23 protein-coding genes are annotated in these 22,050 nt (G+C 72.1%); 16 read left to right on the forward strand and 7 right to left on the reverse strand.

From position 1 onward, the window contains the following. Positions 1–21: 21 nt before the first annotated feature. Together OSR43_RS01530 and OSR43_RS01535 are read left to right on the forward strand one after the other, a co-directional pair. Positions 22–1,137, forward strand: coding sequence for a uroporphyrinogen-III synthase (locus tag OSR43_RS01530; RefSeq protein WP_302269184.1), 1,116 nt, complete (start codon positions 22–24; stop codon positions 1,135–1,137). Next, a complete protein-coding gene (locus OSR43_RS01535) occupies positions 1,134–1,823 on the forward strand; it encodes a sirohydrochlorin chelatase (protein ID WP_302269185.1) in 690 nt (229 codons plus the stop codon). The genes OSR43_RS01530 and OSR43_RS01535 overlap by 4 nt, the downstream gene beginning before the upstream one ends. Positions 1,824–1,996: 173 nt before the next feature. On the opposite strand, the gene OSR43_RS01540 is transcribed toward OSR43_RS01535, so the two are convergent. The 5 genes from OSR43_RS01540 to OSR43_RS01560 are packed head-to-tail and all read right to left on the reverse strand — an operon-like array spanning position 1,997 to position 6,697. After that, the gene (locus tag OSR43_RS01540; RefSeq protein ID WP_302269186.1) at positions 1,997–3,523 is read right to left on the reverse strand and encodes a cation acetate symporter; all 1,527 of its coding nucleotides are present in this window, start codon (positions 3,521–3,523) and stop codon (positions 1,997–1,999) included. Beyond that, positions 3,520–3,954 carry a hypothetical protein gene (locus OSR43_RS01545; RefSeq protein WP_302269187.1) on the reverse strand — a complete coding sequence of 145 codons (435 nt, stop codon included), beginning with the start codon at positions 3,952–3,954 and terminating at the stop codon, positions 3,520–3,522. Before OSR43_RS01545 ends, OSR43_RS01540 begins: the two co-directional genes overlap by 4 nt. After that, positions 3,951–4,709 (reverse strand): LytTR family DNA-binding domain-containing protein, encoded by a 759-nt coding sequence (locus OSR43_RS01550; RefSeq protein ID WP_302269188.1) that lies wholly within the window; start codon positions 4,707–4,709, stop codon positions 3,951–3,953. The genes OSR43_RS01545 and OSR43_RS01550 overlap by 4 nt, the downstream gene beginning before the upstream one ends. Before the next feature lie 10 nt (positions 4,710–4,719). After that, on the reverse strand, positions 4,720–5,835 hold the full coding sequence (locus tag OSR43_RS01555) for a sensor histidine kinase (RefSeq protein ID WP_302269189.1): 1,116 nt from the start codon (positions 5,833–5,835) through the stop codon (positions 4,720–4,722). 13 nt (positions 5,836–5,848) lie between these two features. Next, the gene (locus OSR43_RS01560; protein WP_302269190.1) at positions 5,849–6,697 is read right to left on the reverse strand and encodes a class I SAM-dependent methyltransferase; all 849 of its coding nucleotides are present in this window, start codon (positions 6,695–6,697) and stop codon (positions 5,849–5,851) included. 35 nt (positions 6,698–6,732) lie between these two features. Here OSR43_RS01560 and OSR43_RS01565 point away from each other — a divergent pair, with 35 nt between their 5' ends. Further along, positions 6,733–7,464 (forward strand): oxidoreductase, encoded by a 732-nt coding sequence (locus OSR43_RS01565; protein WP_302269191.1) that lies wholly within the window; start codon positions 6,733–6,735, stop codon positions 7,462–7,464. Between the two features lie 262 nt (positions 7,465–7,726). On the opposite strand, the gene OSR43_RS01570 is transcribed toward OSR43_RS01565, so the two are convergent. Further along, a complete protein-coding gene (locus OSR43_RS01570) occupies positions 7,727–8,524 on the reverse strand; it encodes an HAD family phosphatase (RefSeq protein ID WP_302269192.1) in 798 nt (265 codons plus the stop codon). A gap of 124 nt (positions 8,525–8,648) precedes the next feature. On the opposite strand from OSR43_RS01570, the gene ssd reads away from it, so the two are divergent. From ssd to OSR43_RS01605, 7 genes are all read left to right on the forward strand, one after another. After that, on the forward strand, positions 8,649–9,722 hold the full coding sequence (ssd, locus tag OSR43_RS01575; RefSeq protein WP_302269193.1) for a septum site-determining protein Ssd: 1,074 nt from the start codon (positions 8,649–8,651) through the stop codon (positions 9,720–9,722). A gap of 47 nt (positions 9,723–9,769) precedes the next feature. Beyond that, complete coding sequence (locus tag OSR43_RS01580; protein WP_302269194.1) at positions 9,770–10,879, forward strand: TadA family conjugal transfer-associated ATPase; 1,110 nt, start codon at positions 9,770–9,772, stop codon at positions 10,877–10,879. 4 nt (positions 10,880–10,883) lie between these two features. After that, the gene (locus tag OSR43_RS01585; protein ID WP_302269195.1) at positions 10,884–11,252 is read left to right on the forward strand and encodes a hypothetical protein; all 369 of its coding nucleotides are present in this window, start codon (positions 10,884–10,886) and stop codon (positions 11,250–11,252) included. A 172-nt stretch (positions 11,253–11,424) separates the two neighbouring features. Continuing rightward, positions 11,425–11,901: a hypothetical protein gene (locus OSR43_RS01590; RefSeq protein WP_302269197.1), complete on the forward strand. Its 477-nt coding sequence runs from the start codon at positions 11,425–11,427 to the stop codon at positions 11,899–11,901. A 663-nt stretch (positions 11,902–12,564) separates the two neighbouring features. Beyond that, positions 12,565–13,557, forward strand: a complete 993-nt coding sequence (locus OSR43_RS01595) for a hypothetical protein (protein WP_302269198.1) — start codon at positions 12,565–12,567, stop codon at positions 13,555–13,557. Between the two features lie 598 nt (positions 13,558–14,155). Next, positions 14,156–14,461 carry a hypothetical protein gene (locus OSR43_RS01600; RefSeq protein ID WP_302269199.1) on the forward strand — a complete coding sequence of 102 codons (306 nt, stop codon included), beginning with the start codon at positions 14,156–14,158 and terminating at the stop codon, positions 14,459–14,461. 161 nt (positions 14,462–14,622) lie between these two features. Next, positions 14,623–16,467 (forward strand): bifunctional DNA primase/polymerase, encoded by a 1,845-nt coding sequence (locus OSR43_RS01605; RefSeq protein ID WP_302269200.1) that lies wholly within the window; start codon positions 14,623–14,625, stop codon positions 16,465–16,467. A 518-nt stretch (positions 16,468–16,985) separates the two neighbouring features. On the opposite strand, the gene OSR43_RS01610 is transcribed toward OSR43_RS01605, so the two are convergent. Next, positions 16,986–17,618 (reverse strand): hypothetical protein, encoded by a 633-nt coding sequence (locus tag OSR43_RS01610; RefSeq protein ID WP_302269201.1) that lies wholly within the window; start codon positions 17,616–17,618, stop codon positions 16,986–16,988. A gap of 198 nt (positions 17,619–17,816) precedes the next feature. Here OSR43_RS01610 and OSR43_RS01615 point away from each other — a divergent pair, with 198 nt between their 5' ends. From OSR43_RS01615 to OSR43_RS01640, 6 genes are all read left to right on the forward strand, one after another. Next, the gene (locus OSR43_RS01615) at positions 17,817–18,050 is read left to right on the forward strand and encodes a hypothetical protein (protein WP_302269202.1); all 234 of its coding nucleotides are present in this window, start codon (positions 17,817–17,819) and stop codon (positions 18,048–18,050) included. A 316-nt stretch (positions 18,051–18,366) separates the two neighbouring features. After that, the gene (locus tag OSR43_RS01620) at positions 18,367–18,510 is read left to right on the forward strand and encodes a hypothetical protein (protein ID WP_302269203.1); all 144 of its coding nucleotides are present in this window, start codon (positions 18,367–18,369) and stop codon (positions 18,508–18,510) included. After that, positions 18,510–20,123 (forward strand): recombinase family protein, encoded by a 1,614-nt coding sequence (locus OSR43_RS01625; RefSeq protein ID WP_302269204.1) that lies wholly within the window; start codon positions 18,510–18,512, stop codon positions 20,121–20,123. The genes OSR43_RS01620 and OSR43_RS01625 overlap by 1 nt, the downstream gene beginning before the upstream one ends. After that, positions 20,120–20,449 carry an ATPase, T2SS/T4P/T4SS family gene (locus OSR43_RS01630; RefSeq protein WP_367891509.1) on the forward strand — a complete coding sequence of 110 codons (330 nt, stop codon included), beginning with the start codon at positions 20,120–20,122 and terminating at the stop codon, positions 20,447–20,449. Before OSR43_RS01625 ends, OSR43_RS01630 begins: the two co-directional genes overlap by 4 nt. Then, positions 20,446–21,282, forward strand: coding sequence for a type II secretion system F family protein (locus tag OSR43_RS01635; protein ID WP_302269205.1), 837 nt, complete (start codon positions 20,446–20,448; stop codon positions 21,280–21,282). The genes OSR43_RS01630 and OSR43_RS01635 overlap by 4 nt, the downstream gene beginning before the upstream one ends. Next, positions 21,279–22,001, forward strand: a complete 723-nt coding sequence (locus OSR43_RS01640) for a type II secretion system F family protein (RefSeq protein WP_302269206.1) — start codon at positions 21,279–21,281, stop codon at positions 21,999–22,001. Before OSR43_RS01635 ends, OSR43_RS01640 begins: the two co-directional genes overlap by 4 nt. Positions 22,002–22,050 lie beyond the last annotated feature (49 nt).

The raw sequence follows: 22,050 nt of genomic DNA on the forward strand, positions 1-22,050 counted from the left end.
GCCGAGGAGGAGGGAGGGACCGTGGGCGAACCGCTCCCGCTGGCCGGCTACCGCATCGGCGTCACCGCCGCCCGCAAGGTCGAGGACCAGATCGGCCTGCTCGAACGGCGCGGGGCCGAGGTGGTGTGGGCGCCCGCGCTGTCGCTGGAGCCCAACCAGGTCGACGACGCCTCGCTGCGCGCGGCGACCGAGGAGGTCCTGGCGCGGCCGGTGGACATGTTCCTGGCGACCACCGGCATCGGGATGCGGACGTGGTTCGAGGCCGCGGACTCCTGGGGGCTCGGCGACGCGCTGGTCGCCGCCATCGGCCGCGCCGAGATCCTGGCGCGGGGGCCGAAGTCGGTTGGCGCGCTGCGCCGGCGCGGGCTGCGCGAGCTGTGGGCGCCGGCCTCGGAGTGCTTCGAGGACGTGCTCGAGCACCTGCGGGGCCGCTCGCTGGAGGGGCTGCGGATCGTCGTGCAGGAGCACGGCCAGTCGCTCTCCATGGTGGCCCACGCGCTGCGCCGGCAGGGCGCGGACGTCACCGTCGTCACCGTCTACCGCGTCGAGTCCGCCGAGGACCTCGAGCCGCTGTTCGGCATGATCGACCTGGTCGCCGACCGGGCGCTCCACGCGGTCACCTTCACCTCCGCGCCCGCCGTCGCCGCCCTGATGGAGGCGGCCGGCCCGACCGGTCGCCGCGACGACGTCGTCGCGGCCTTCCAGGCCGACGTGGTCGCCTCCTGCGTCGGACCGGTCACCGCCGCGGCCTTCGAGCTGTGGGGCGTCCCCACCATCCACCCCGAGCGGAACCGGCTGGCCGCGATGGTCAAGCAGCTCGAGACCGAGCTGCCCTCGCGCAGCGCCGGGGTCAGCATCGAGGTCGCCGGCCACACCCTGCTCCTGCACGGCGACGAGGTGCTGCTCGACGGCGCCGAGGTCCGGCTCTCCCCGGCGCCCTTCGCGCTGCTCCAGGCGCTCCTGGTCAACCCCGGCCACGTGGTCTCGCGGCGCGAGCTGCTCGCCGCGCTGCCCTCGGGCACCGCCGGCTCCGAGCACGCCGTCGAGATGGCGGTCGCCCGGCTGCGGGCCGCGCTGGGCACCCGGATCGTGCAGACGGTGGTCAAGCGCGGCTACCGGCTGGCGGTCACGCCGTGACCCTCCTGGTCACGGTCGCCCACGGCACGCGCACGGCCGCCGGGAACGAGGTCGCCCGGGCGCTGACCACGGCGGCGGCCGAGCGGCTCGGCCTGCCCGGCGTGGCGGCGTACGTCGAGCTGGCGGAGCCGCTCCTCGCCGACGTCGCGGCCGACGCCGGCCGGCGAGGGGAGCCGGGCGTGGTCGTGCCGCTGCTGCTCTCGACCGGGATGCACGTGCGCTCCGACCTGCCCGCGATGGTGCGCGGCTCCGCGCTCCGGCTCGGCCGCCAGCTCGGCCCGCACCCGCTGCTGGCCTCCGCCATGGTCTCCCGGCTCGTCTCCGCCGGGGCCGCCCCGGGCTCCCCGGTGGTGATGGTGGCGGCCGGCTCGACCGACCCGCTCGCCGTCCGCGACCTCGACCGGTCCGCCGACCTCCTCGGCCGGGCCTGGGGCGCACCGGTCCGCTGGGCCACCCTCAGCGGCCTCGGCCCCCGCCCGGCCGACGTGGTGCGGCCGGGGGACGCGGTGGCGCCGTACCTGCTCGCGACCGGCTACTTCGACCGCCGCCTGCGGGACGACTGCCTCGCCGCCGGAGCCGCCGTCGTCGCCGACGTCGTCGGCCCGCACCCGCTCGTCGTGGACCTCGTCGTCGCCCGCGCCCGCGCCCTCGTCGCCGCCCGGCACTGGGAGCGACGCGCGGCCTGAGCGGTGAGCGCCTCGCCTTGCAGGAGTCACCGGTTCACCGGGGACTCCCGCACCACTCCGCGGCCTTCTCTGACGCTCCGCGGGTGTTGCGATGGCAGGGAGGCTTCAACATCCCAAGTTCACTTGGGATGTTGAAGCTTCCCTGCCTTTCCCACCACCAAGCCGCCGCACCACTACCCGCGGTCCAGGTCGAGCGCCTCGGGGGTGTGCAGCCGCACCATGAACCGGCCCGTGTGGGCGGGCACGCGGGAGCGGGTGGCCAGCGAGACGCCGACCATCGTGGCGACGGCGAGCGGCACCGACCAGGCGGCGGGCTGCTCGAGGAGCACCGACGGCCAGCCGGCGGGGGCGGCCGTGGTCAGGGTCAGCAGCACGGCCGCGCCGGAGCCGAGCCCGCCCACGGCCAGGCCCGCGACGGCGCCGGCGTCGGTGAGCCGGCGCCACCAGATGCCGAGCAGCAGCAACGGGCAGAACGTTGAGGCGGCGACCGCGAACGCCAGCCCCACGGCCCGGGCCACGCCGACGTGCGGGGCGGCGAGCGCCATCAGCATCGGGACGACGACCGCCAGGACCGCGCCGAGGCGGAACGCCGTCACGCCGGCAAGCCGCCGGCCGCGGAACGGCCGGCCCGTGACGTCCTGCGAGAGCACGCCGGCGACCGCGATCGAGAGCCCCGAGGACGTCGAGAGGAACGCCGCGAACGCGCCGGCCGTCACCAGGCCGGTCAGCACCTCCCCGAGCAGCCCCGGGACCATCAGCCGCGGCAGCTCCAGCACCAGCACGTCGGAGCGGCCGGAGGCGGCCAGCTCCGCGGCGTAGGCCCGCCCGAGCGCGCCGTACACCGGCGGGAGGAGGTAGAAGACGCCGAGCAGGGCCAGCACGACGAGCGTCGTGCGGCGGGCGGCGCGGCCGTCGGGGTTGGTGTAGAAGCGGACGACCACGTGCGGCAGGCCCATGGTGCCGAGGAACGTCGCGAGGATGAGGGAGTACGTCACGTAGAGCCCCTGGCCGCCCCCGGAGGCCAGCGGGGAGGACCAGTCGCCCACCGCCGAGGACCCCGTCAGCGCGGGCGAGGCGCCGGGCCGCCCGTCGGAGAGCCAGACGACGGCGAGGACGGCGGCGGGCAGCAGGAGCGCCCAGAGCTTCAGCCAGTACTGGAAGGCCTGCACGAAGGTGATGCTGCGCATCCCGCCGGAGGTGACGTTGGCCAGCACGACGGCGCCGACGATGACCGGCCCGACCCACGTCGGCGCGCCCACCGCCGAGCGCAGGGTCAGGCCCGCCCCCTGGAACTGCGGGTAGAGGTAGAGCAGCCCGATCGCCACCACCAGCACCGAGCACACCGAGCGCACACCGGTCGACCCGAACCGCGCCTCGGCGAAGTCCGGCAGCGTGTAGGCCCCCGAGCGGCGGAGCGGGGCGGCCACCAGGACGAGCAGGACGAGGTACCCGGCGGTCCACCCGATCGGGTACCACAGCATGTCCGCGCCGAAGGTCAGCACGAGACCGGCGACGCCGAGGAAGGACGCGGCCGAGAGGTACTCCCCGCCGATCGCGCTGGCGTTGAGCCGCGGACCGACCGAGCGGGAGGCGACGAGGAAGTCGCTGGTGGTGCGCGAGAAGCGCAGGCCCCACGTCCCGATCGCGAGGGTGGCGACGGCGACCAGGGCGATCGCGACGACGCCCGGGACGCTGGTCACCCCTCGACCTCGCTCATCAGGTCCAGGAAGTCCTGCTCGTTGCGCTCCGCGCGACGCACGTAGCGCCAGCCCAGCACCACCAGGAGCGGGTACGCCGCCACGCCGAGCAGCAGCCACGGCAGCGGCGCCCCGAGCAGGTGGACGCCGGTCAGCCCCGGCCAGAGGTGGAAGGCCAGCGGCAGCGACCCGAGCGTCACCGCGAGCACCGCCAGCACCCGCACCGCCAACCACAGCTGCTCGCGCAGCAACGAGCCCATGTAGACCTCGCCCAGCCGGGTCTCGGCGTCGATGTCGCGCGTCCGCGCGGCAGGGGTGCGCCGGCGGGGCGGGCCGGTCACGCGCACCCGCTCGACCCGGACCCGCTCGGGCCGCACCCGCTCGACCCGCACCCGCTCCGGCCGGGCCGGGCGCTCGGGCGGGTGGCCGCTCATGCCCCCGACCGGCGCAGCAGCAGGTCGCGCAGCTGGCGGGTGTGCCGCCGGCTGACGCCGAGCTCGGTGCCGCCGGTGACCACGACCGAGCAGCGGCCGGCCTCCATCCGCAGCTCGGCCACGTGCGCGAGGGAGACGAGCAGCGAGCGGTGGATGCGCACGAACCCCGCCGCCGCCCACTCCTCCTCGAGCTGGGAGAGCGGGGTGCGCACGAGGTAGGAGCCGCCCGACGCCCCCTCGGCGCCGTCGGCCACGTGCAGCCGCGCGTAGTCGCCCTGCGCCTCGACGTGGCTGATCGCGACCCGGTCGACGAAGCGGGTGACCCCGCCCCGCTCGACCGCCACCTGCACGTCGTCGCGCGCCGGCGCCTGCTCCGGGACCGCCTGGCGCCCGCCGGCCGTCGCCTCGACCACGCGGCGTACCGCCTCCGCGAGCCGGTCCGCCCGCACCGGCTTGAGGACGTAGTCGACCGCCCGGACGTCGAAGGCCTCGACCGCGTGCTCCTCGTGGGCGGTGACGAAGACGATCGCCGGCGGCGTCCGGAACCGGCTGAGCACCTGGGCCAGCTCCAGCCCGGTCAGCCCCGGCATCTGCACGTCGAGGAAGACGACGTCGACGTCGACCTCCTGCAGCATCCGCAGGCCCTCCGTCGCCGAGTCGCTGGTCAGCACCTCGCGGACCCGGTCGTCCCGGGCCAGGAGCCAGGAGAGCTCGTCGAGCGCCGGCCGCTCGTCGTCGACGACCAGGGCCCTCACGGCCGGCCCCTCACGGGTGCACCCCGGGTGCGAACTTCGGCACCCGCACGACCACGCGGGTGCCGGCACCGGGCGCGGTCTCGACGACCAGCCCGTAGTCGTCGCCGAACGCGTTGCGCAGCCGCGCGTCGACGTTCCCCAGCCCGACGGAGTCCAGCGCCGCGTCACCGGCCAGCGCGCGCCGTACTCGCTCCGGGTCCTCGCCCACGCCGTCGTCCTCCACCTCGATGACGCACGCCTGCCCACGGTCGTGCGCGGTGATCCGGATGTGCCCGACGCCCTCGGCCGACTCCAGGCCGTGCCGCACGGCGTTCTCGACGAGCGGCTGGACGCAGAGGAAGGGTACGGCGACCGGCAGCACCTCGGGGGCGATCCCGAGGGTCACCTGGAGCCGGTCGCCGAACCGGGCCTGCTCGAGCAGGAGGTACCGCTCGACCGACCGCAGCTCCTCGGCCAGGGTCGTGAACTCCCCGTGCCGGCGGAAGGAGTAGCGGGTGAAGTCGGCGAACTCCAGCAGCAGCTCGCGCGCCCGGTCGGGGTCGGTGCGCACGAAGCTCGCGATGGCCCCGAGGGAGTTGTAGATGAAGTGCGGGCTGATCTGGGCGCGCAGCGCCCGCACCTCCGCCTCGACCAGCCGGGTCCGCGACGCGTCGAGCTCGGCGAGCTCGAGCTGGCCGGAGACCCACTGCGCGACCTCGTCGGTGGCGCGGGCCAGGCCGGCGGTGGGGTACGGCGCGAACGCCTGCAGCGTGCCGACGACGCGCTCCTCGACCACCAGCGTGGAGACCACCGCCGTCCGCACCGGGCAGCCCTGCTCCCGGCAGGCGAGGTCGGTGCGGTCGAAGCCGCGGGTGCCGCCGCGCTCGAGCGTGGCGGCGACCAGCGCGGGCACCTGCGGGCCGTGGTGCTGGCCGGTGCCGTCCCAGGCGAGCAGGCCGGCGGTGTCGGTGATCGCCAGCGCGGGGGTGCCCAGCAGGGCGCGCAGGTGCCGGATGCTCCGCTCGGCCGAGTCCGCGGTCAGGCCCTCGCGCAGCGCCGGGCTGGCCAGCGAGGCCGAGTGCAGGGCGCGGAACGTCGCCCGGTCGGTCTCGCTGCCGAGGTGGGTGCGGCGCCAGGCACGGACCACGGTGTCGCCCCGCTCAGCGGAAGTCGATGAGCAGCATGTCGGTGTCGGTGCCGTCCGAGATGGTGTCGGTCATCGGGTCGCGCTCGCCCTCCGGCTCCTCCTCCGCGGCACCGGCGGTCTCCTCGCGGACGACGGTCGCGCGGAAGCAGCGGGCCAGGTACGGCAGCTGCATGCCGTCCATGCCGCGCCCGAAGTCGTCGTAGAACGCCACCACCTCGGCGAGCCTGGCCTCGCGCTCGGCCTCCGGGAGGGTCGCGACGTTCGACCGGGACAGCGCGAGGTCGCGGATCGAGTGCCGGTCGACGACCTGCCAGTGCTTGAACGTCGCCTCGTCGACGAACCCGAAGAGCGGCGAGGTCACCACGGCGCCGGCCGGGTCCTCCTGCTGCTCCTGGGTGCCGAGCAGCTCCCCGAGCCGCCGCACCCAGGGGATCCGCGTGTCGGGGACGTTCCACACCAGCGCGAGCCGGCCGCCGGGGCGCAGCACGCGCGCGATCTCCGGCAGCGCCCGCTCGTGGTCGAACCAGTGGAACGCCTGGGCGCAGACCACCACGTCGATCGAGGCGTCCGGCAGCGGCAGGTCCTCGGCGGGCGCACCGGTGACCGGCACGTCGGGCAGGTCGCGCTTGAGCAGCTCGAGCAGGGCCGGGTCGGGCTCGGTGGCGTGCACGTCGTGGCCGAGGTCGGCCAGGACCTTGGTCAGCTTGCCGGTGCCGGCGCCGACCTCCAGCACGGTGCACCCGTCGGTGCCGGCAAGCCACGCGGCGGCCTCGCGCGGGTACGACGGCCGGCCGCGGTCGTAGGCGTCCGCGACGCCGCCGAAGGAGCGCCCGGGACCGTTCGCGGGGGACTGGTCTGCCATCGGGCCGAGGCTACCGGCTGCGTACCCTTCTCGCCGTGACCGCCGATCCCCTCGCCTGGCTGGTGTCCCTCGAGGGCGTGCCCTCCGCGTACGCCGCCGTCCGCGACGGCATCGACGTCATGCTCCGCGACCGCGGGCTGCGCAAGACCTCGCCGGAGACGACCGCCGAGTCGCTCCTGCGCGGGGCGCACGCGAGCGCCGTTCTCGAGGGGTCGGCCTCGACCATCGAGGAGGTCCGCGCGGGCGACGCCGACCCGATCGCGCAGGACGCGGTGCGCGTCTCCACCGAGCTCCTCGGCCTCACCCCGCTGCTCTCCCGCGCCCCGCTGCAGGCCTTCGCCCGCCTGCACGCGCTGGCCGCCCGCGGCACGCTCGCCGACGACGAGCTCGGCCGCCCGCGCGACGCCGAGTCGGCCGCGCGCCTGCGCGACATCGCCTCGCTGCTGACCAGCACCACCTCGGCCCCGGCCCTCCTGGTCGCCGCGGTCGTGCACGCCGACCTGGTCTCCACCTCGCCGTTCCCCTCGCACAACGGCATCGTGGCCCGGGCCGTCGAGCGCCTCGTGCTGGTCGCCCGCGGGGTCGACGAGAAGTCGCTCGTCGTCCCGGAGGCCGGGCACCTCGCCAACCGCGCGGCATACGAGTCGAACCTGCGCGGGTACGCCGGCGGCACCCGCAACGGCGTGCACTCCTGGCTGCTCTACGCGCCGGAGGCGTACGCCGCGGGCGCCGACGCCAGCCCCCTGCGCGACGGCACGTCCGGCTGAGGACCCCGGACATGCAGGTGGCACCCGGGCCCTGACTTCGACTCGAGTGCCACCGCTGACACGTTGACCATGGCTACCAGGCGTGCATCTCTACTGCTGCCGCGGAAGTCTTCCGAGTGCCAGCGCCCTGAAAAAGGGTGGATCGCCGCGTGGGTACCTCGGTCCCCGTGTACGTCTGTGGAGTTCTGCTCTCCGTTGTACGCCGGTCCGCGAGGACGATCAACCCTTGACTTCCGGGGCCCGGAGTGGGTGAGCAGGCCGCTCAGGCGCCTTCGCGTCGTCGGCGGGCGCTGGCCCACAGGACGCCGCCGACGGCGGCGATCCCACCGACGGCGAGCGCGGCGATGGTGGGGCCGGCCGGGGGCAGCGGCACCCGGCTGCGCAGCGCGACCGGCTTGACGAAGACCAGCACCGGCCAGCCGTTCGTCGTCGCCACCTTGCGCAGGTCACGGTCGGGGTTGACCGCGTAGGGGTGCCCGACCGCCTCGAGCATCGGGACGTCGGTGATCGAGTCGCTGTAGGCGAAGCACTCGTCGAGGTCGTAGCCGCGCTCCTCGGCGAGCTGGCGGACCGCGTTCGCCTTCTCCTCGGCGTAGGCGTAGTACTCGATCTCGCCGGTGTAGCGGCCCTCGACGATCTCCAGGCGCGTGGCGACGACGTGGTCCGCGCCGAGCATCTCGCCGATCGGCTCGACGACCTCGCTGCCGGAGGTCGACACGATGACGACGTCGCGCCCGGCGAGACGGTGCTCCTCGATGAGCGAGACGGCCTCGTCGTAGACCAGCGGGTCGACCACGTGGTGCAGGGTGTCGCCGACGATCTCGCGGACCGTCGCGACGTCCCAGCCGCCGACGAGCTGGGAGAGGAACAGCCGCAGCTTCTCCATCTGGTCGTGGTCGGCGCCGCCGACGAGGTAGACGAACTGCGCGTACGCCGAGCGCAGGACCGCCCGCCGGGAGATCAGGCCGCCCGCCTGGAAGGGCTTGCTGAAGGCCAGCGTGCTCGACTTGGCGATGATGGTCTTGTCGAGGTCGAAGAAGGCCGCGGTCGGGCGGGACATGCCGCCATCGTAGGGCGCGGGGTGCAGCCCGGCAGGCGTCCACAGCAACCCGCGGAGTGGGGTTGTCCACAACGCCTCGCCGGCCGAGCCGGGGGCGTCGGCGCCCCCGGGAACGGTTCCGGACATGCCTGCACCCCAGACCCCCGCCCCGCTGCTGGTCACCAGCGACCCCGCCCTGCTCGACGACCTGCGTCGCCTCGCCGCCGCGGCCGGCATCGAGGCCGAGGTCGCGCCCGACGCGGTCGCCGCGCTGCGCCGCTGGACCGCCCCACCGCTGGTGCTGGTCGGCGCCGACGTCGCCGGCGACCTCGCCCACCTCGGACCGGCGCGCCGCCCCGGCGTCCACCTGGTCACCTGGGGCCCGCCGGGCGAGGACGTCTACCGCGACGCGGTCGCGCTGGGCGTCGAGTCGGTGCTCGGCCTGCCCGGGGCGGAGGCCCGGCTCACCGAGGCGCTGACCGACCTCGGGGAGGGCGGACCCGCGCCGGGTCTCGTGCTCGGGACGGTCGGCGGGTCCGGGGGCGCCGGCGCCACGACGTTCGCCTGCGCCCTCGGGCAGGTGGCGGCGAGGACGGGCCGGGCCGTGGTCGTCGACGCCGACCCGCTGGGGCCGGGGGTCGACCGGGTGCTCGGGCTGGAGGGGTGCGAGGGCTTCCGCTGGGACGCCCTGTGCCGCACGAGCGGCCGGCTCGGCGGGCGTGCGCTGCGCGAGGCGCTGCCCCGGCGGGGCGGGCTGGGGGCGCTCGGCTGGTACGCCGGCTCGACCGACCCGCTGCAGCCCGGCGCCCTCCGCGAGGTCCTCTCCGCGGCCCGGCGGGGCCACGACACCGTCGTCGTCGACCTGCCGCGCTCGGTCGACGCCATGACGGGGTCGGCTGGTGACGAGGTGCTCGCGCGCTGCGACCAGGTGCTCCTCGTGGTCCGCCCCACCGTGGCCGGGGTGTCCTCGGCGGCGCGGCTGTGCGCCCGGCTGCCCGACCGGGACCGGGTGCGGCTGGTCGTCCGCGGCCGGGGCCTCGAGCCGGGCGAGGTCGCGCGCGTCTGCGGAGCCCCCGTCGTGGCCGCGATGGCCGACCAGCGCGGCCTCGCGGAGTCGATCGACCTCGGCCTGGGACCGGTGCGCTCACCGCGCTGCCACCTCGGCCGTGCCGCCGAGGCGGTCCTCGCCCGGCTGGCCGTCCTCGGGGTGGCGGCGTGAGCCGGGCGGTCCTGCCCGGGGACGCTGTCCGTCCCGCGGCGGAGGGGGTGGGAGCGGACGTCGTCGACGCGGTGCGCGAGCGGCTCGCCCGGACGCCCGGCGACCTCACTCCGCACCGGGTGGCCGAGGCCCTCCGGGCCGCCGGTCGGCCCGTCGGCGACGCGACGGTGCTGGCGGTCCACGACGCGCTGCGCCGCGACGTCCTGGGCGCCGGACCGCTCGAGCCGCTGCTGCGCCTGCCCGGCGTGACCGACGTCCTCGTCAACGGCCCCGACGCGGTGTACGTCGACCGCGGCGACGGCCTGGAGCGGACCGACGTGCGCTTCCCCGACGACGCGGCGGTGCGGCGGCTGGCGCAGCGCCTGGCCGGCCTCGGCGGACGGCGCCTGGACGACGCCGTGCCCCACGTCGACCTGCGGCTGGGCGACGGCACGCGCCTGCACGCCGTGCTGGCCCCGGTGGCCCGGCCGGGCACCACCGTCTCGCTGCGCGTGCCGCACGCGCGCACCTTCACCCTCGACGAGCTCGTCGCCGCCGGGACGCTCACCAGCGAGTCGGCCCGGCTGGTGCGGGCCGTCGTCGACGCCCGGCTCGCCTTCCTGGTCACCGGCGGCACCGGGACCGGCAAGACCACCCTGCTCGCGGCGCTCCTCGCCCTGGTCGACCCCACCGAGCGCCTGGTGGTCGTCGAGGACTCCTCCGAGCTGCGACCCGACCACCCCCACGTCGTCGGGCTCGAGGCACGGCCGGCCAACCTCGAGGGGGCCGGTGAGGTCGCCCTCCGCACCCTGGTGCGCCAGGCGCTGCGGATGCGCCCGGACCGGATCGTGGTCGGCGAGGTGCGCGGGGGCGAGGTCGTCGGTTGGAGGGGTAACCACCGGGTTCGACCTGGGCTTCCGTCTGGAGGTCGCGGCGTGACGCTGTGCGACGGGATGGTCCGCCGGAGACGTGGGAGGGGCCATCGGAGGACCTGGCGGCAGGCGGGCGGGCCCGAGCCCCGGGCCGGTCCCGCGAGCGTTCGGAAGTCAGCAAAGACGGCCACTACAGCGAGCAACGGAGACAGAGATGAAGAAAGCGAAGACGAAGGATCGGTTCAGTTCTTTCGACGGCCAGGACGTCCACCACATCGGACTGGATGGAGAGGCGGGTTCGGTTAACGACGTGTGGTTCGAGCAGGAACTACGCGACTGGGAGCACCAGGGAGTCGACGCACGAGTCGTCTACCTGGCGCGACCGCTGTTGGAAGGCAACACGGCTCAGCAGCGGGAGGCGCACCAACTGTTAGGTCGCATCCGTGACAACTGGATGCGGCCGGGAGAGGCCATGAGCGAGGTGGCTGGCTTGCTGGGCCGCCAAGGGCTCCCGCTCGGGTCGATGCCAAAGGCGACCGACGAAGAACTGAACGAGGCCTGGGACGGGATGTCCGGCTCCGCTGGCTCCCGCCCGACTGGCGATGTCTCCTTCGGCAAGAGCGAGAAGTCGGAGCGCGACGCGCAGACAGGTGGGTGGGTCGCCTCACCGCGCGACTGAGGTAGACGGCACACCGAGGGCCCTGGTTCAGGACCCTCGGTGTGTCCCTTCGCGACGCGCCGTAATGTCGGCGCGTCGTCCTACTCTGGATCGTCCAACGAGGCACGGTGTCAACGCAGGTGAATCCGAGAGACCGTGTCGAACTCGCGAAGCGGGTGGCATGATGACTGGAATGGCGGCCAAGCAACTCGTTGTTCAGGCCCACGGCCTGAGTGGCGACTCGCTCGATGCCGTCGACCGTCGCGCTCACACACGACCTTGGGACTACGCCGACCCGAGCATTGGTAGAAAGCCAGCCGTCCTTGGCACCGCGGGCCTGCTCAGGCTCGCAGCCGCGCTGGTATCAACCGGCTACCGGATCGCCGAGGTCGACATCCGGGACTCCGAATTCAGCGAGTTGAGCGAAGATATCGACCAGGAGTTTTCCTCGCTCCTTCGTCGGCTCCTCAATGAGAGAGATGACCGGGCGAGCCAGCGCTTGCTGCTCGATCACGAGTTGGTACTGGTCGGAGTGACCGTCCGAATGCCGAAATCGAAAAAAGAGTTCAGTGTCAATCGCGATGGCGAACTCCGTGTCCTGCGGGAGGGAACTCTCCCTGAGGTAGTGGGGGATCTCGGGCTTGCTTTCGGCTTCCGCCGCGAGGGCTGAGGATGCCGACTTGGTTCGGCCCCGTCGACGCTCTCCTCCGCACGGCCGCTGCGCTAGCGGCCTACTTCTCAGTCCGCTGGCTAAAGGGTGAAGTCGGATTCGACCCTCCTTTCCTGGTCGGCGAAGGAATAACCGTCCTTGCGGCCTTGCTGGTATCTGGACTAGCAAGTCAAAAGTTGTGGCGATGGCCCCGGCTCACCCTCGTGTGGGCGGTCGGAGACAAGGTAGTCGACCAGCCCACATTCGAAATCCGGGCTGGAGACGAGCGTCGGCGCCGGGTGGTCAGCCACCAAGTGTGCGCCTCCGAGCCCTCGATCTTCTCTTGGCTGGTCCTTCGTAGGTTGTCGAGGGATCACACCTATCTGGCTCTCAGGGTGGTTCCGGAGGGGGCGTTCTACCTCACCGAAGATCTCTCGTTGGAAACGGTCCAGTTCATCCCTGAGGCGTACGGCTTCAAGCACACCCTGCCGGATCTAGGTGAGTCGGGCCTGATAGCTCTGACTCGCGTTGAGTGGGAGCCGGCTCGTCCCGGGCTTCCCGTCCGTTGCTCGGTGCGGTGGCGTCTGGAAGTTGTTGGGAAGCAAGGACGGCTGGCGCGCCGCCTGGTACACCTAGACGCCTGCGTAAAGAACGTCGAACTCGGCGACTAGATATCGGAGCGTCATGGCCACCACAACGTCGGGCCAGATCTCGGTCACGCCCGTCCGCATCCACACGACTGCAACGCTAGAGGCGTTGCAGGATGCCATCGGGAAAGATCTGTATCGCGGCAAACCTGGTAGCCGCGGCTGGGGGTCGGTGAAGGACGGGACTGACCCTCTTATCGGGCGGGTCACGAGAGAGCGTCCCAGTGGCGGACGGCCAGAACCTGTCTTCGACCCCGATCCGTACCCGAAGCAGTTGCGCGCGCGCCTCTACTGGGACGAGCGGGACAAGAGGCTTGAGCAAGTCATCGGCATGCAAGGAGACTCGACGGCTGTCAGCCTGCTCCGTGCGGCGGACGTGACGTTCGCGCCGAGCAGCCAGGACGGCGAGCTCGTCGGCCTCCTCGGTGAACGGAACGACGGCCGGCTGAGGGCGCAGGTACTTCCGGCCGTGGAGGATCTAGTCCGGTCAGTCGACAAGTCCGCCACGCTCCAGCGCGACGACAACGATCTGTCATTCGGTGATGACGACTTCTTCCGCTGGGTCCTGTACCGGGCGACGCATGACCCCGAGTTGAACGATGATCTCGAAATCCTATGGGTTCGTTCGATGGCGAACCAGGACGTCTCGTTCCGGGCGACTAGCATGACCCGCGGCGTCGAACTTGATCGTCCGGAATTGCTCGCACTCCTCGCTGGTGCGCTCAACAAGTTCGGACCAGCAAAGATCATCGTTTCCTCCGAGTCGCTGTCGCTGCGGGTGTCGCTTGAAGTTACCTCATCGGGTGCTTTCTCGATCTACCGCGGTGACACTGAGTACGATTACGACTTGAATGACGAGCCGTTGTCGGACGACGAGGAAGGATTGAAGTTGCTTCAGGATGTCGCATTCGAAATACTTCCTGAGTTGAAGCGTCTGCACAATGCTGACAGTGATTGGCGAGACACCAATCGTGATGCTTTCCGTCAGGAGGCTCGACACTTACTCCAGGGCGTACTGGACGCTTTGTAGGGGATTGCGCATCCGGCGAGGTGCGTGGTCTCCTAGTGTGGCGATTCCTGGCAGAGTCGACACTTCACAAGACCCCCGACCTGGTGGCTCCGGTCGGGGGTCTTGCAGCGTCCCGGGGGGCGGGGACACCACCCTCCAGTCCCAAAGTGCGGCACTTGCACGGCTGAATCCTGCCGTGCTTGACTGGGCGCAGCGGCCGCACCTAGACCGGTCGCGAAGTCAGACGGCGGATAAATGGGCAGTGCGATGCAACCGCTTCTGGACGGAGCCTGAAGACATTCAAGGCTGATTCCAGACCGCCAATTAGTCTGACCCGGACCATCCGATGACCCCGGTCGGGTGAGCGAAGGGTCAATCTCATTCGAGGTTGACCCTTGCACTCTGCCATCCCGGAACTCCGCGTCCACCTGATCCCGAGCGAACTCTCTCGCTCGGACCACCAGCGCCTACTGCGCCTTCTCTTCGACTTCCCAGAGCCAGGCATGCCGACTGGCGGGGAGGCGGGTGCTCACGATGTCGCCCGCGATGCAAGCCGAGATCACGGCGAGGGGTTCCCTTCCTTGTCTCCTCGCCGTGGTCTGGTGAACCGGAGTGCACGATGAGCGACTTCGACCCCTACGACTTCGCCGAGGACGACCCGTTCGCCGACGCGATCAGGGAGCGCACCTACACCGAGGTCCGTGACGTCGTTGGCGGTCTCGACGCAGAGTGGTTCCGCCAGCACCCGCGCTTCACCAAGCGCATCCGCAAGTACGTCCCGGGCGAGTTCGACAATGAGACCGGTGGCGTATGCGGCGACCCTGGTGACTCCGTCGTCGTCCTCGTTCGACGGGACGGCATCAAGGTGTTGTTCCTAGTCGGGACCTTCGACGGCCGCGAGACTGAGGCCGGTGGTCTCCCGTGACGGAGCCACTCACCTTCGAGTTGTCAGATGATCGCCCGACAACCCTCAACACACCTTCGCGGGGCAAGCCCGCGTCGGGAACCGGCGGGCCATCCACCGGGGCCCAACCCCGACGCGGTGCCGCGAAGGTCAGGAGTGGCCCGTCCCGCGGTCCCGGGACGGTGCAGGAGTGGGGAGAGTGGCTCGCCGGACGGGGCTGCCACGTCTTCCCGCTCACGCCAGGAGGTAAGACGCCCGCGATCAGCGCCTCCTGGACCAACGCAGCGAGCCGCGACTCGGCCAAGATCACGAAGTGGTTCGCCGCCAGCGACCGCAACATCGGCGTTCACTGCGGACGCTCTGGGCTGCTCGTGGTCGACGAGGACGAACCCGGGGCGTTCGAGCGCTTCGCGACGCAGGCCGGACACGAGGTGCCAAAGACGCTCGTCGTCCGAACCGGCAAAGGCAAGCACTTCTACTTCCGCGTGCCGGACGGCCTGCAGTTCGGCAACGGTCGGGGCCCGCTGTCGGGATGTGACGTCCGTGCAGGCAACGGCTACGTCGTCGGCCCCGGGTCGGTCCACGAGTCCGGAGCGAAGTACGAGCCGGACGACCTCGATGCGCCCGTCGCCCCGATGCCTGATTGGCTCGTTGACGCGCTGACCCCCGAACCAGCTCGCGTAGCCGAGCGGGTCGCAGCGCCTGCCGCCCCCGGCTACGCGGAGGTTGCTCTCCGTGATGAGGTGCGGTCGGTGCGGAATGCGCGAGAGGGCACACGCAACGAGACGTTGAACGGGGCGGCGTTCAACCTTGGGCAGTTGGCCGCCGGAGGCGCCCTGCACCCGGACGAGGTCCAGACGGCTCTGCTCGACGCGGCGCTTACGGCTGGCCTGGACGAGGCATCGTCGCGCAAGACCATCAAGTCCGGCTTCGATGCGGGTGCGGCGAGCCCCCGCTCTGGTCCCGCTGCAACACCGGTAGACGCGGGGGCGTGGGAACCGCTCGACCTCGCGCAGTGGTTCCGGTCGCCTCCCCCTCCAGCGCAGCGCTTCGGATCTGGGCAGATGTTGTATCGCGGTGCGCTGCACTGGCTCGCGGGAGAGCCCGAGAGCGGCAAGTCGATCCTGATGCTCCAGTGGGCTCTGGAGGAGATGCGGCTTGGCAACAACGTGGTCCTGCTGGACGAGGAGGCCGGACCGCGCGACGTGTTTGCGAAGTTGCAGGCGCTTGGCGCATCGCCAGACCTGCTGGCGAGCCACCTCACCTACCTGCCCCCGGCGGGCCGGAACCTGCTCCGAGAGGCAGAGACGCTGCGGGATGTAGTTGGCGACCGGCGAGCCACCTTCGTGGGGGTCGACGGTGCGGCAGCGCACCTGGCGATCGCGGACCTAAACGAAGACTCCGCAACCGACGTAACGAAGTTCGTCGTCAGGGGCCTGTTGCCACTGGCGCACTCCGTGAACGCGTCGGTGGTGGTGCTCGATCACATGACCAAGAGCGTCAGCAACACCCGCTACGCCCGAGGTTCTGGCGCCAAGCTGGCTAAGGCCGACGCTGCCTACTACGTCGAGGCGGTCCAGCCGTTCTCGAAGGTGAGCAGCGGCCGAGTGCGGATTACCTCCACCAAGGACCGGCTGGGGGAGTTCGGGCGCAACGCGGTGTGGGACGTCAACGTCGACACCTCCGACAGCCGCATCCGGCTCGGGTTCTCCCACCTGACAACGGAGGAGGCGGCTTCGATCAGTGCCAGGGCAAGCCGGGGGCCGAACCCCGGCAAGGACGCCGGGATTCGGACCGATGTCGTCTCGTTCCTGCGCGCCAACCCCGGGGCATCCACGCGTGCCCTGCGGGAAGCCAAGATCGCGGGGAAGGACGCTCTGGAGCGGGTCTTGAACGAGATGAGAGAAGCAGGCGAGATCCGGGTCGACAGCGCTGGCCACGGCGGCGCACCGCGCAAGCACTTCCTGAACGAGCCGGCCATTCCGGGCATGACGCTCGACGGATCTGAAAAGGGGGTGCAGCAATGATCACCACCATCACACGTGGCGGATGTGGCCGCCACGTGGCCGCCACATGCGCCACATACGTGGCGGGTGTGGCGGCGGCCCCGGAGGGCCGCCACGCCGCCACGTATGGCGTGTGCCCCACGCCCCACCACGGGCGTCGCGCAACGGGGCGGGCGGGTGCAGGGGCGCACCCGGGAAAGAGCGCGCCCGCCCGCAGGGGCGCGGAGAACAAGCGCGTCACACGAAACGCGCACGCGAGGGAGGCACTCGATGTCGTGGCTTGAGGAACACTGGGACGAGATCGTGGCGCTGCCGCCGGTCCGGACGCCGGTCCGAGTCTGCGCCGTGGAGGCGTGCGCCAGGCCGAAGCAGGCGCTGGGTCTGTGCACTCCGCACTACACGGCGGCGCGGCAGTTGTTCGATCCCGGCTACCGGGCGCGGTATCTGGAACAGAAGCGGCGGTCGCGTCGAGCGGCAGAGACCCGGCAGTCGGGTGGGCCGTCGAGAGGCGGTCAGTCGACCCCGACCCCGACCCTGGGTCAACCGTGATTAACCGGCCCAAGGTCCAGTCCGTTGCCGTTGCCGTTGCCGTTGCCGTTGCCGTTGCCGTCGCTCGCCTCGGCCGCTCCCTTGCGAGCGGCCGCCCTCATCCAGGAGCGATTGATGAGCTCGCCGTTCGCCCGGGCTATCGCCTTCATCAAGTCTGCTTCGTACGACCCTTTTTCGAGCTGGGTGCGCGGCCGCAAGTAGAGCGATCGCACATGCACGGCTTCCTCGGTTTCGCGGGCAGCAGCCGCCACCGCTTTCGGATCGCTCGTTTCGAGGGCGGCTGCAGCCGCAGCGTCAGCGACGGCATCGGCTCCGTAGTGGGCGCCTGCCGCATAGACGACGGATGGATCAATCTCGTTGTCGCCGAGTTTGATCCTGGGGATCCGGCCGATCGCAGCCACGATACCGAGGAACAGACCTACGGCGAGGAGAGCGGTCGAGCCAATCTCGTTGTCTGTCTCGAACACGGCAGCGCCGCCAGCGCCAAGGCCGCCGAGAGAGAGGACGGCTGCGGCGATTCGCGTCCCTCCAGGCAGCAGCGGCTGAGCGGCGGGGGGTGGACCGCCCTGGCCGCCGTCATCCTGATCGTCATCCCGAGGGGCGGGCGTCGGCGCGGTGCTCACCCGCGCATCATGCCGCACGGGTCGTCGGAAAACGGCGTTTCTGCATTTCTGCGGCGGTCCGAATATCGGGTCACCCGGGGCACCCAGGCGCCCCGGACGGGTAACCAAAAAGGGGCGTCCAAAGGATAAGACGAATAATTGTGAAATGGCGATTTTGGATGATTTGATTGAGTTTTTTTCTTCCGAAGGAGCCACGTCATGGACGCCAAGCAGATCGCTTTCAACGCCGCCTTCGACGGCCTGATCGACGCCGAGACGCAGGACGATGCGGCCGCCGCGCTCGCAGCGCTCCGCGACGCCACGGACGGCGCGGACGGCCTGCGTTTGGCGCTCTACGACGCATTCGGCGACGAGGACCACGCGTTCCTCGACGGCGTGGCCGCGGCGGCCGTCGACAGCCCCGCCACCGCCGCTGGCCTGCTTCTTTCCTGACAACCACGGCCGGGCCCCATGGGGCCCGGCCAGCAAGGAGCCACCCATGACACCCCCCAGTTCCGACGCTTCTGAGCGCTCGCCGCGCCGGGAATGGCCCGCGAACGGCGTTCCGGACCGGGACCCTTATTGGCTTGACAGCGAGTCAAGAACAACGGTCGACTTGCGTCCCGGCAATTGCACATGTGGTTGCGGGAAGAAAGTTCCTGGCCATTTCGCACAGGGTCACAACCAGCGCCTCCGAGGACAACTGGCGCGGGCGAATATCAGGGGCCAACGTGTAGAGGTATTGCAGCCAGTCACAGGCGCAATTCTCATGGCCGCCCCGGAAGCGGCGAAGTTGCTCGGCGAGAAGTGGCTGGAATGGGTCGCCCCCGAGGTGCTGCTGGTCGAGCGCTCGGACGACTGGGCGGCGCATGTCGCCAACCTCGCCGCAGACATGTTCGAGCGTGGCGAGTGATGCGCGCAGCGATCTACTGCCGGGTCTCGACCGCGGACCAGGTCGACGGCACCAGCCTGGGGGAGCAGGAGCGGCGCTGCAAGCGGTACGTCGAGTTGAAGGACTGGACGCTCGCGGCGGCCCCGTTCGTGGACCAGGGCATCAGCGGGACCAAGGCAGACCGCCCCGCGTGGCGAGCCATGCTGCGGGCCGCCGAAGCGGGCGAGATCGACGTGGTCGTGGTGACGAAACTCGACCGGTTCTCCCGTTCGGCGAGCCACGCGCTCACCGAGATCGACGCGCTGACGTCATTGGGCGTGCAGTTCGTTTCCCTGAGTGAGTCCATCGACCTCACCAACCCGGCGGGCAAGTTGCAACTGACGGTGCTGGCGGGGGTGGCGGAATTCGAGCGAGCCACCATCGCGCAACGCGGCGTCGACGGGCAGCGGGCAAAGGCAGCGGCTGGTCGGTGGCCGGGTGGCGAAGCCCCCTACGGCTACCAGCGTGAGGGCCGGGGGCGCGATGTTCGGATCGTCCCGAACCCGAACGAGCGCGAGGTGGTCAGGGTCGCCACTGAGGCCATCCTCGATAACGGCAGGACGACCGGTGACGCAGCGGCGCTGCTCAACAGCCTGGGCTTCCGGGGTCGCCGAGGCTCCGCGTGGAGTCACCAGATGGTCCACCGGATGTTGGAGAGCGAGGCGCTGGTTGGCGTCGTCTACTGGGGCAAGGCCAACCGTCGCTACGGGCACAACACGAAGTTGGGGGCGGACGGCAAACCCAAGTACGGCGAACCGATCCGCATCGACCTTGAGGATCCGCCGATGGATCGCGAGAGGTGGCTCGCCTTGCAGCGCGTCCTCAAGGGTCGGGGGTATGGCGTGAAGGCTGACGCCAAGCCGTACCCGAACTCCGGTTCAGTGACTGACTGCGGCGGACGCCTCGGCGGTGTCTGGCGGCGCGACCGCGACCTTCGGCAGTACCGGTGCAACCGCAGCAAGTGGATCGCCGGAAACCCGCCGCTGTGCGATTGCGCTCGGATCAATGCCGACTGGCTGGACGGCCGGGTGTGGCAGGCAGTCACCGAAGTCCTGTCTGACCCGGACCGTCTGCTGACGCTGGCCGCTGACTACATCGGCTTGCGCCGAGAGGCGGAGAGGCCGGAAGCCGACACGATCACTCAAGTGCAGCACCGCATCGACAAGTTGGAGCGCTCCCGGGTTGAGAAGGTTGCGGAGTACCTCCGGGCGGGAGTTGCTGCGGATGTGGTCGCTGAGGCGGCTTTGCGAATCGACGGAGAGATTGCGGCGGCTCGTGCCTACCTGGCTCAACTGGAGGCGTACAGGGCTGACGCACAGGCGGAGCAGAGCCGAGCATCTGCACTCGCTGAGTTGGCTCGACGAGCGGCTGAGCGGCTCCCGCTGATGGATCTTCACGAGCAGGGCGAGGTGCTGAGCCTGCTGCGCATCAATGTCGCTGTCCTCGACGGGAATTCCAACCCGTCGTTACGAATCGAGGGTGTGGTGCCGGGCGGCGGCGGGCTGTTCGCCTCGCCCGGCGTTGGCGGACCGACCGGGACCGGTGGTTACCCAGTTGACCAGGGGCCGAGGTCGTCGAGCTCCTGGCGGCGATGAACACCGGTCACGACGGCGGCTGCGGCACGCTGCACGCCAACTCCGCCGTCGACGTCGCCGCGCGGGTCGAGGCGCTCGCGCTCGCCGGCGGGCTCGACCGGGCCGCCGCGCACAGCCAGCTGGCCTCCGCCCTCGACGTGGTGCTGCACCTGGTCCGGCCGAGGGACGGCCGGCGCCGGCTGGCCCAGGTCGCGGTCACGCGGCGGCTGGCCGACGGCACGGTCGACCTGGTGCCGGCGGTCGAGGTCACCTCCGAGGGAGCGGTGCGGGCGGGTCCCGGCGCCGACCGGCTCGAGGACCTGCTCGACCGCCGGAGCGGGTCGTGACCGGTGCCGCCGTCGGGCTCGACGGCGCGGTGGTCGCCGCGGTCGCGGCTCTCGCCGCCGGGTCGGCGGTCCTCCTCCTCGTGCCGCCCGTGCCCCGGCTCGACCCCGCCGCCACCAGTGCCGCCACCGGTGCCGGCACCGCGGCCCACCGGGCCCTGCCGCTCGGCCTGACCGCGCCGCTCGCGGCGGGGCTGCTGCTCCTGGGCGCCGGGCCGGCGACCACCGCGCTGGCCGTGGTCGCCGTCCTCGCCGTCCTGGCCGGGCGCTCGCTGCTGACCGCGCGACGCCGGCGGCGGGAGGTGCTCGCGACGGGCGAGCACGTGTTGGAGACCTGTGAGCAGCTGGCCTCGGAGCTGGCGGCCGGGCAGCCCCCGGGCGCGGCCCTCGACCGGGCGGCGGTCACCTGGCCTCCGCTGGGCCCGGTCGCCTCGGCGTTCCGGATGGGCGCCGACGTGCCGTCGGCGCTGCGGGCCGCCGGGGACCGGCCGGGCGCGGCCGACCTCCGGCTCGTCGCCGCCGCCTGGCAGGTGGCCTCGCGGACCGGGCAGGGGCTCGCCGACGCGGTCGACCGGGTCGCCGCCGACCTGCGGGCCGCGCAGTCCACCCGGCGGATCGTCCGCGGCGAGCTGGCCTCGGCCCGGGCCACCGCGCGGCTCGTCGGCTGCCTGCCGGTGCTCGCGCTGCTGATGGGCTCGGGCGCCGGGGGAGACCCGTGGGGCTTCCTCCTCGGGCACCCCGTCGGCCTGGCCTGCCTCGCCGCCGGGCTCGCGCTGGGCTGGGCGGGCCTGGCCTGGATCGAGGCCATCGCGCGTGACGTGGATGCCTCGACATGACGCCCACGGTCGCGCTCGCCGTGCTGGCCGCCGCCCTCGCCGCGGCGGTGCTGCTGCCCGGACGCGAACGGCTCCCCGCCGCTGCCGAGGTCCCCTCCGCGCCGGTCGCCGACGTCGGCTGGATGCGGCGCCGGCGGCTGCCCCTCGCGGTGCTCGCCGGCGTGGGCGCCCACCTCTTCCTCGGCGGGCCGGCCGGGCCCCTGGCCGGCCTGGTGGTCGCGGTCGTGGCGTGGGGGGTGCTCGGCCGGTCCGAGCCGCCGGAGGTTCGCCGCCGCCGGGCCGCCGTCCGCAGGGACCTGCCCCACGTGGTGACGCTCCTCGGGGCAGCGGTGCGGGCCGGGGCGGCGCCGGCCGAGGCGGTCGAGCTCGTGTGCCGAGCCCTGCCCGGACCCGCCGCCGACCGGCTCGCCCCGGCGGTCAGCCGGCTCGCGCTCGGCGTCGACCCCGGCACGGTCTGGGCCGGGCTCGGCGGCGACCCCGAGCTGGCGCCCCTCGGACGGGCGCTGGCCCGCGCCCACACCACGGGCGCCCCGGTCGTGGCGACCGTCGAGCGGCTCGCCGACGAGCTGGCGGCCCGCGCCCGGGCGCAGGTCGAGGACCGGGCACGCACGGTGGGGGTGCGGGCGGCCGTGCCGCTCGGCATCTGCCTGCTCCCGGCGTTCCTGCTCGTCGGGATCGTCCCGCTCGTCGCCGGCCTGCTCACCGAGCTCACCCGGTGAGCAGCCGGTTGCTCTCCACAGCGGCGGCCCCGGCCGGCCGCTCCACACC

This window comes from Nocardioides sp. Arc9.136 (genome assembly GCF_030506255.1).
Taxonomy (GTDB): domain Bacteria; phylum Actinomycetota; class Actinomycetes; order Propionibacteriales; family Nocardioidaceae; genus Nocardioides.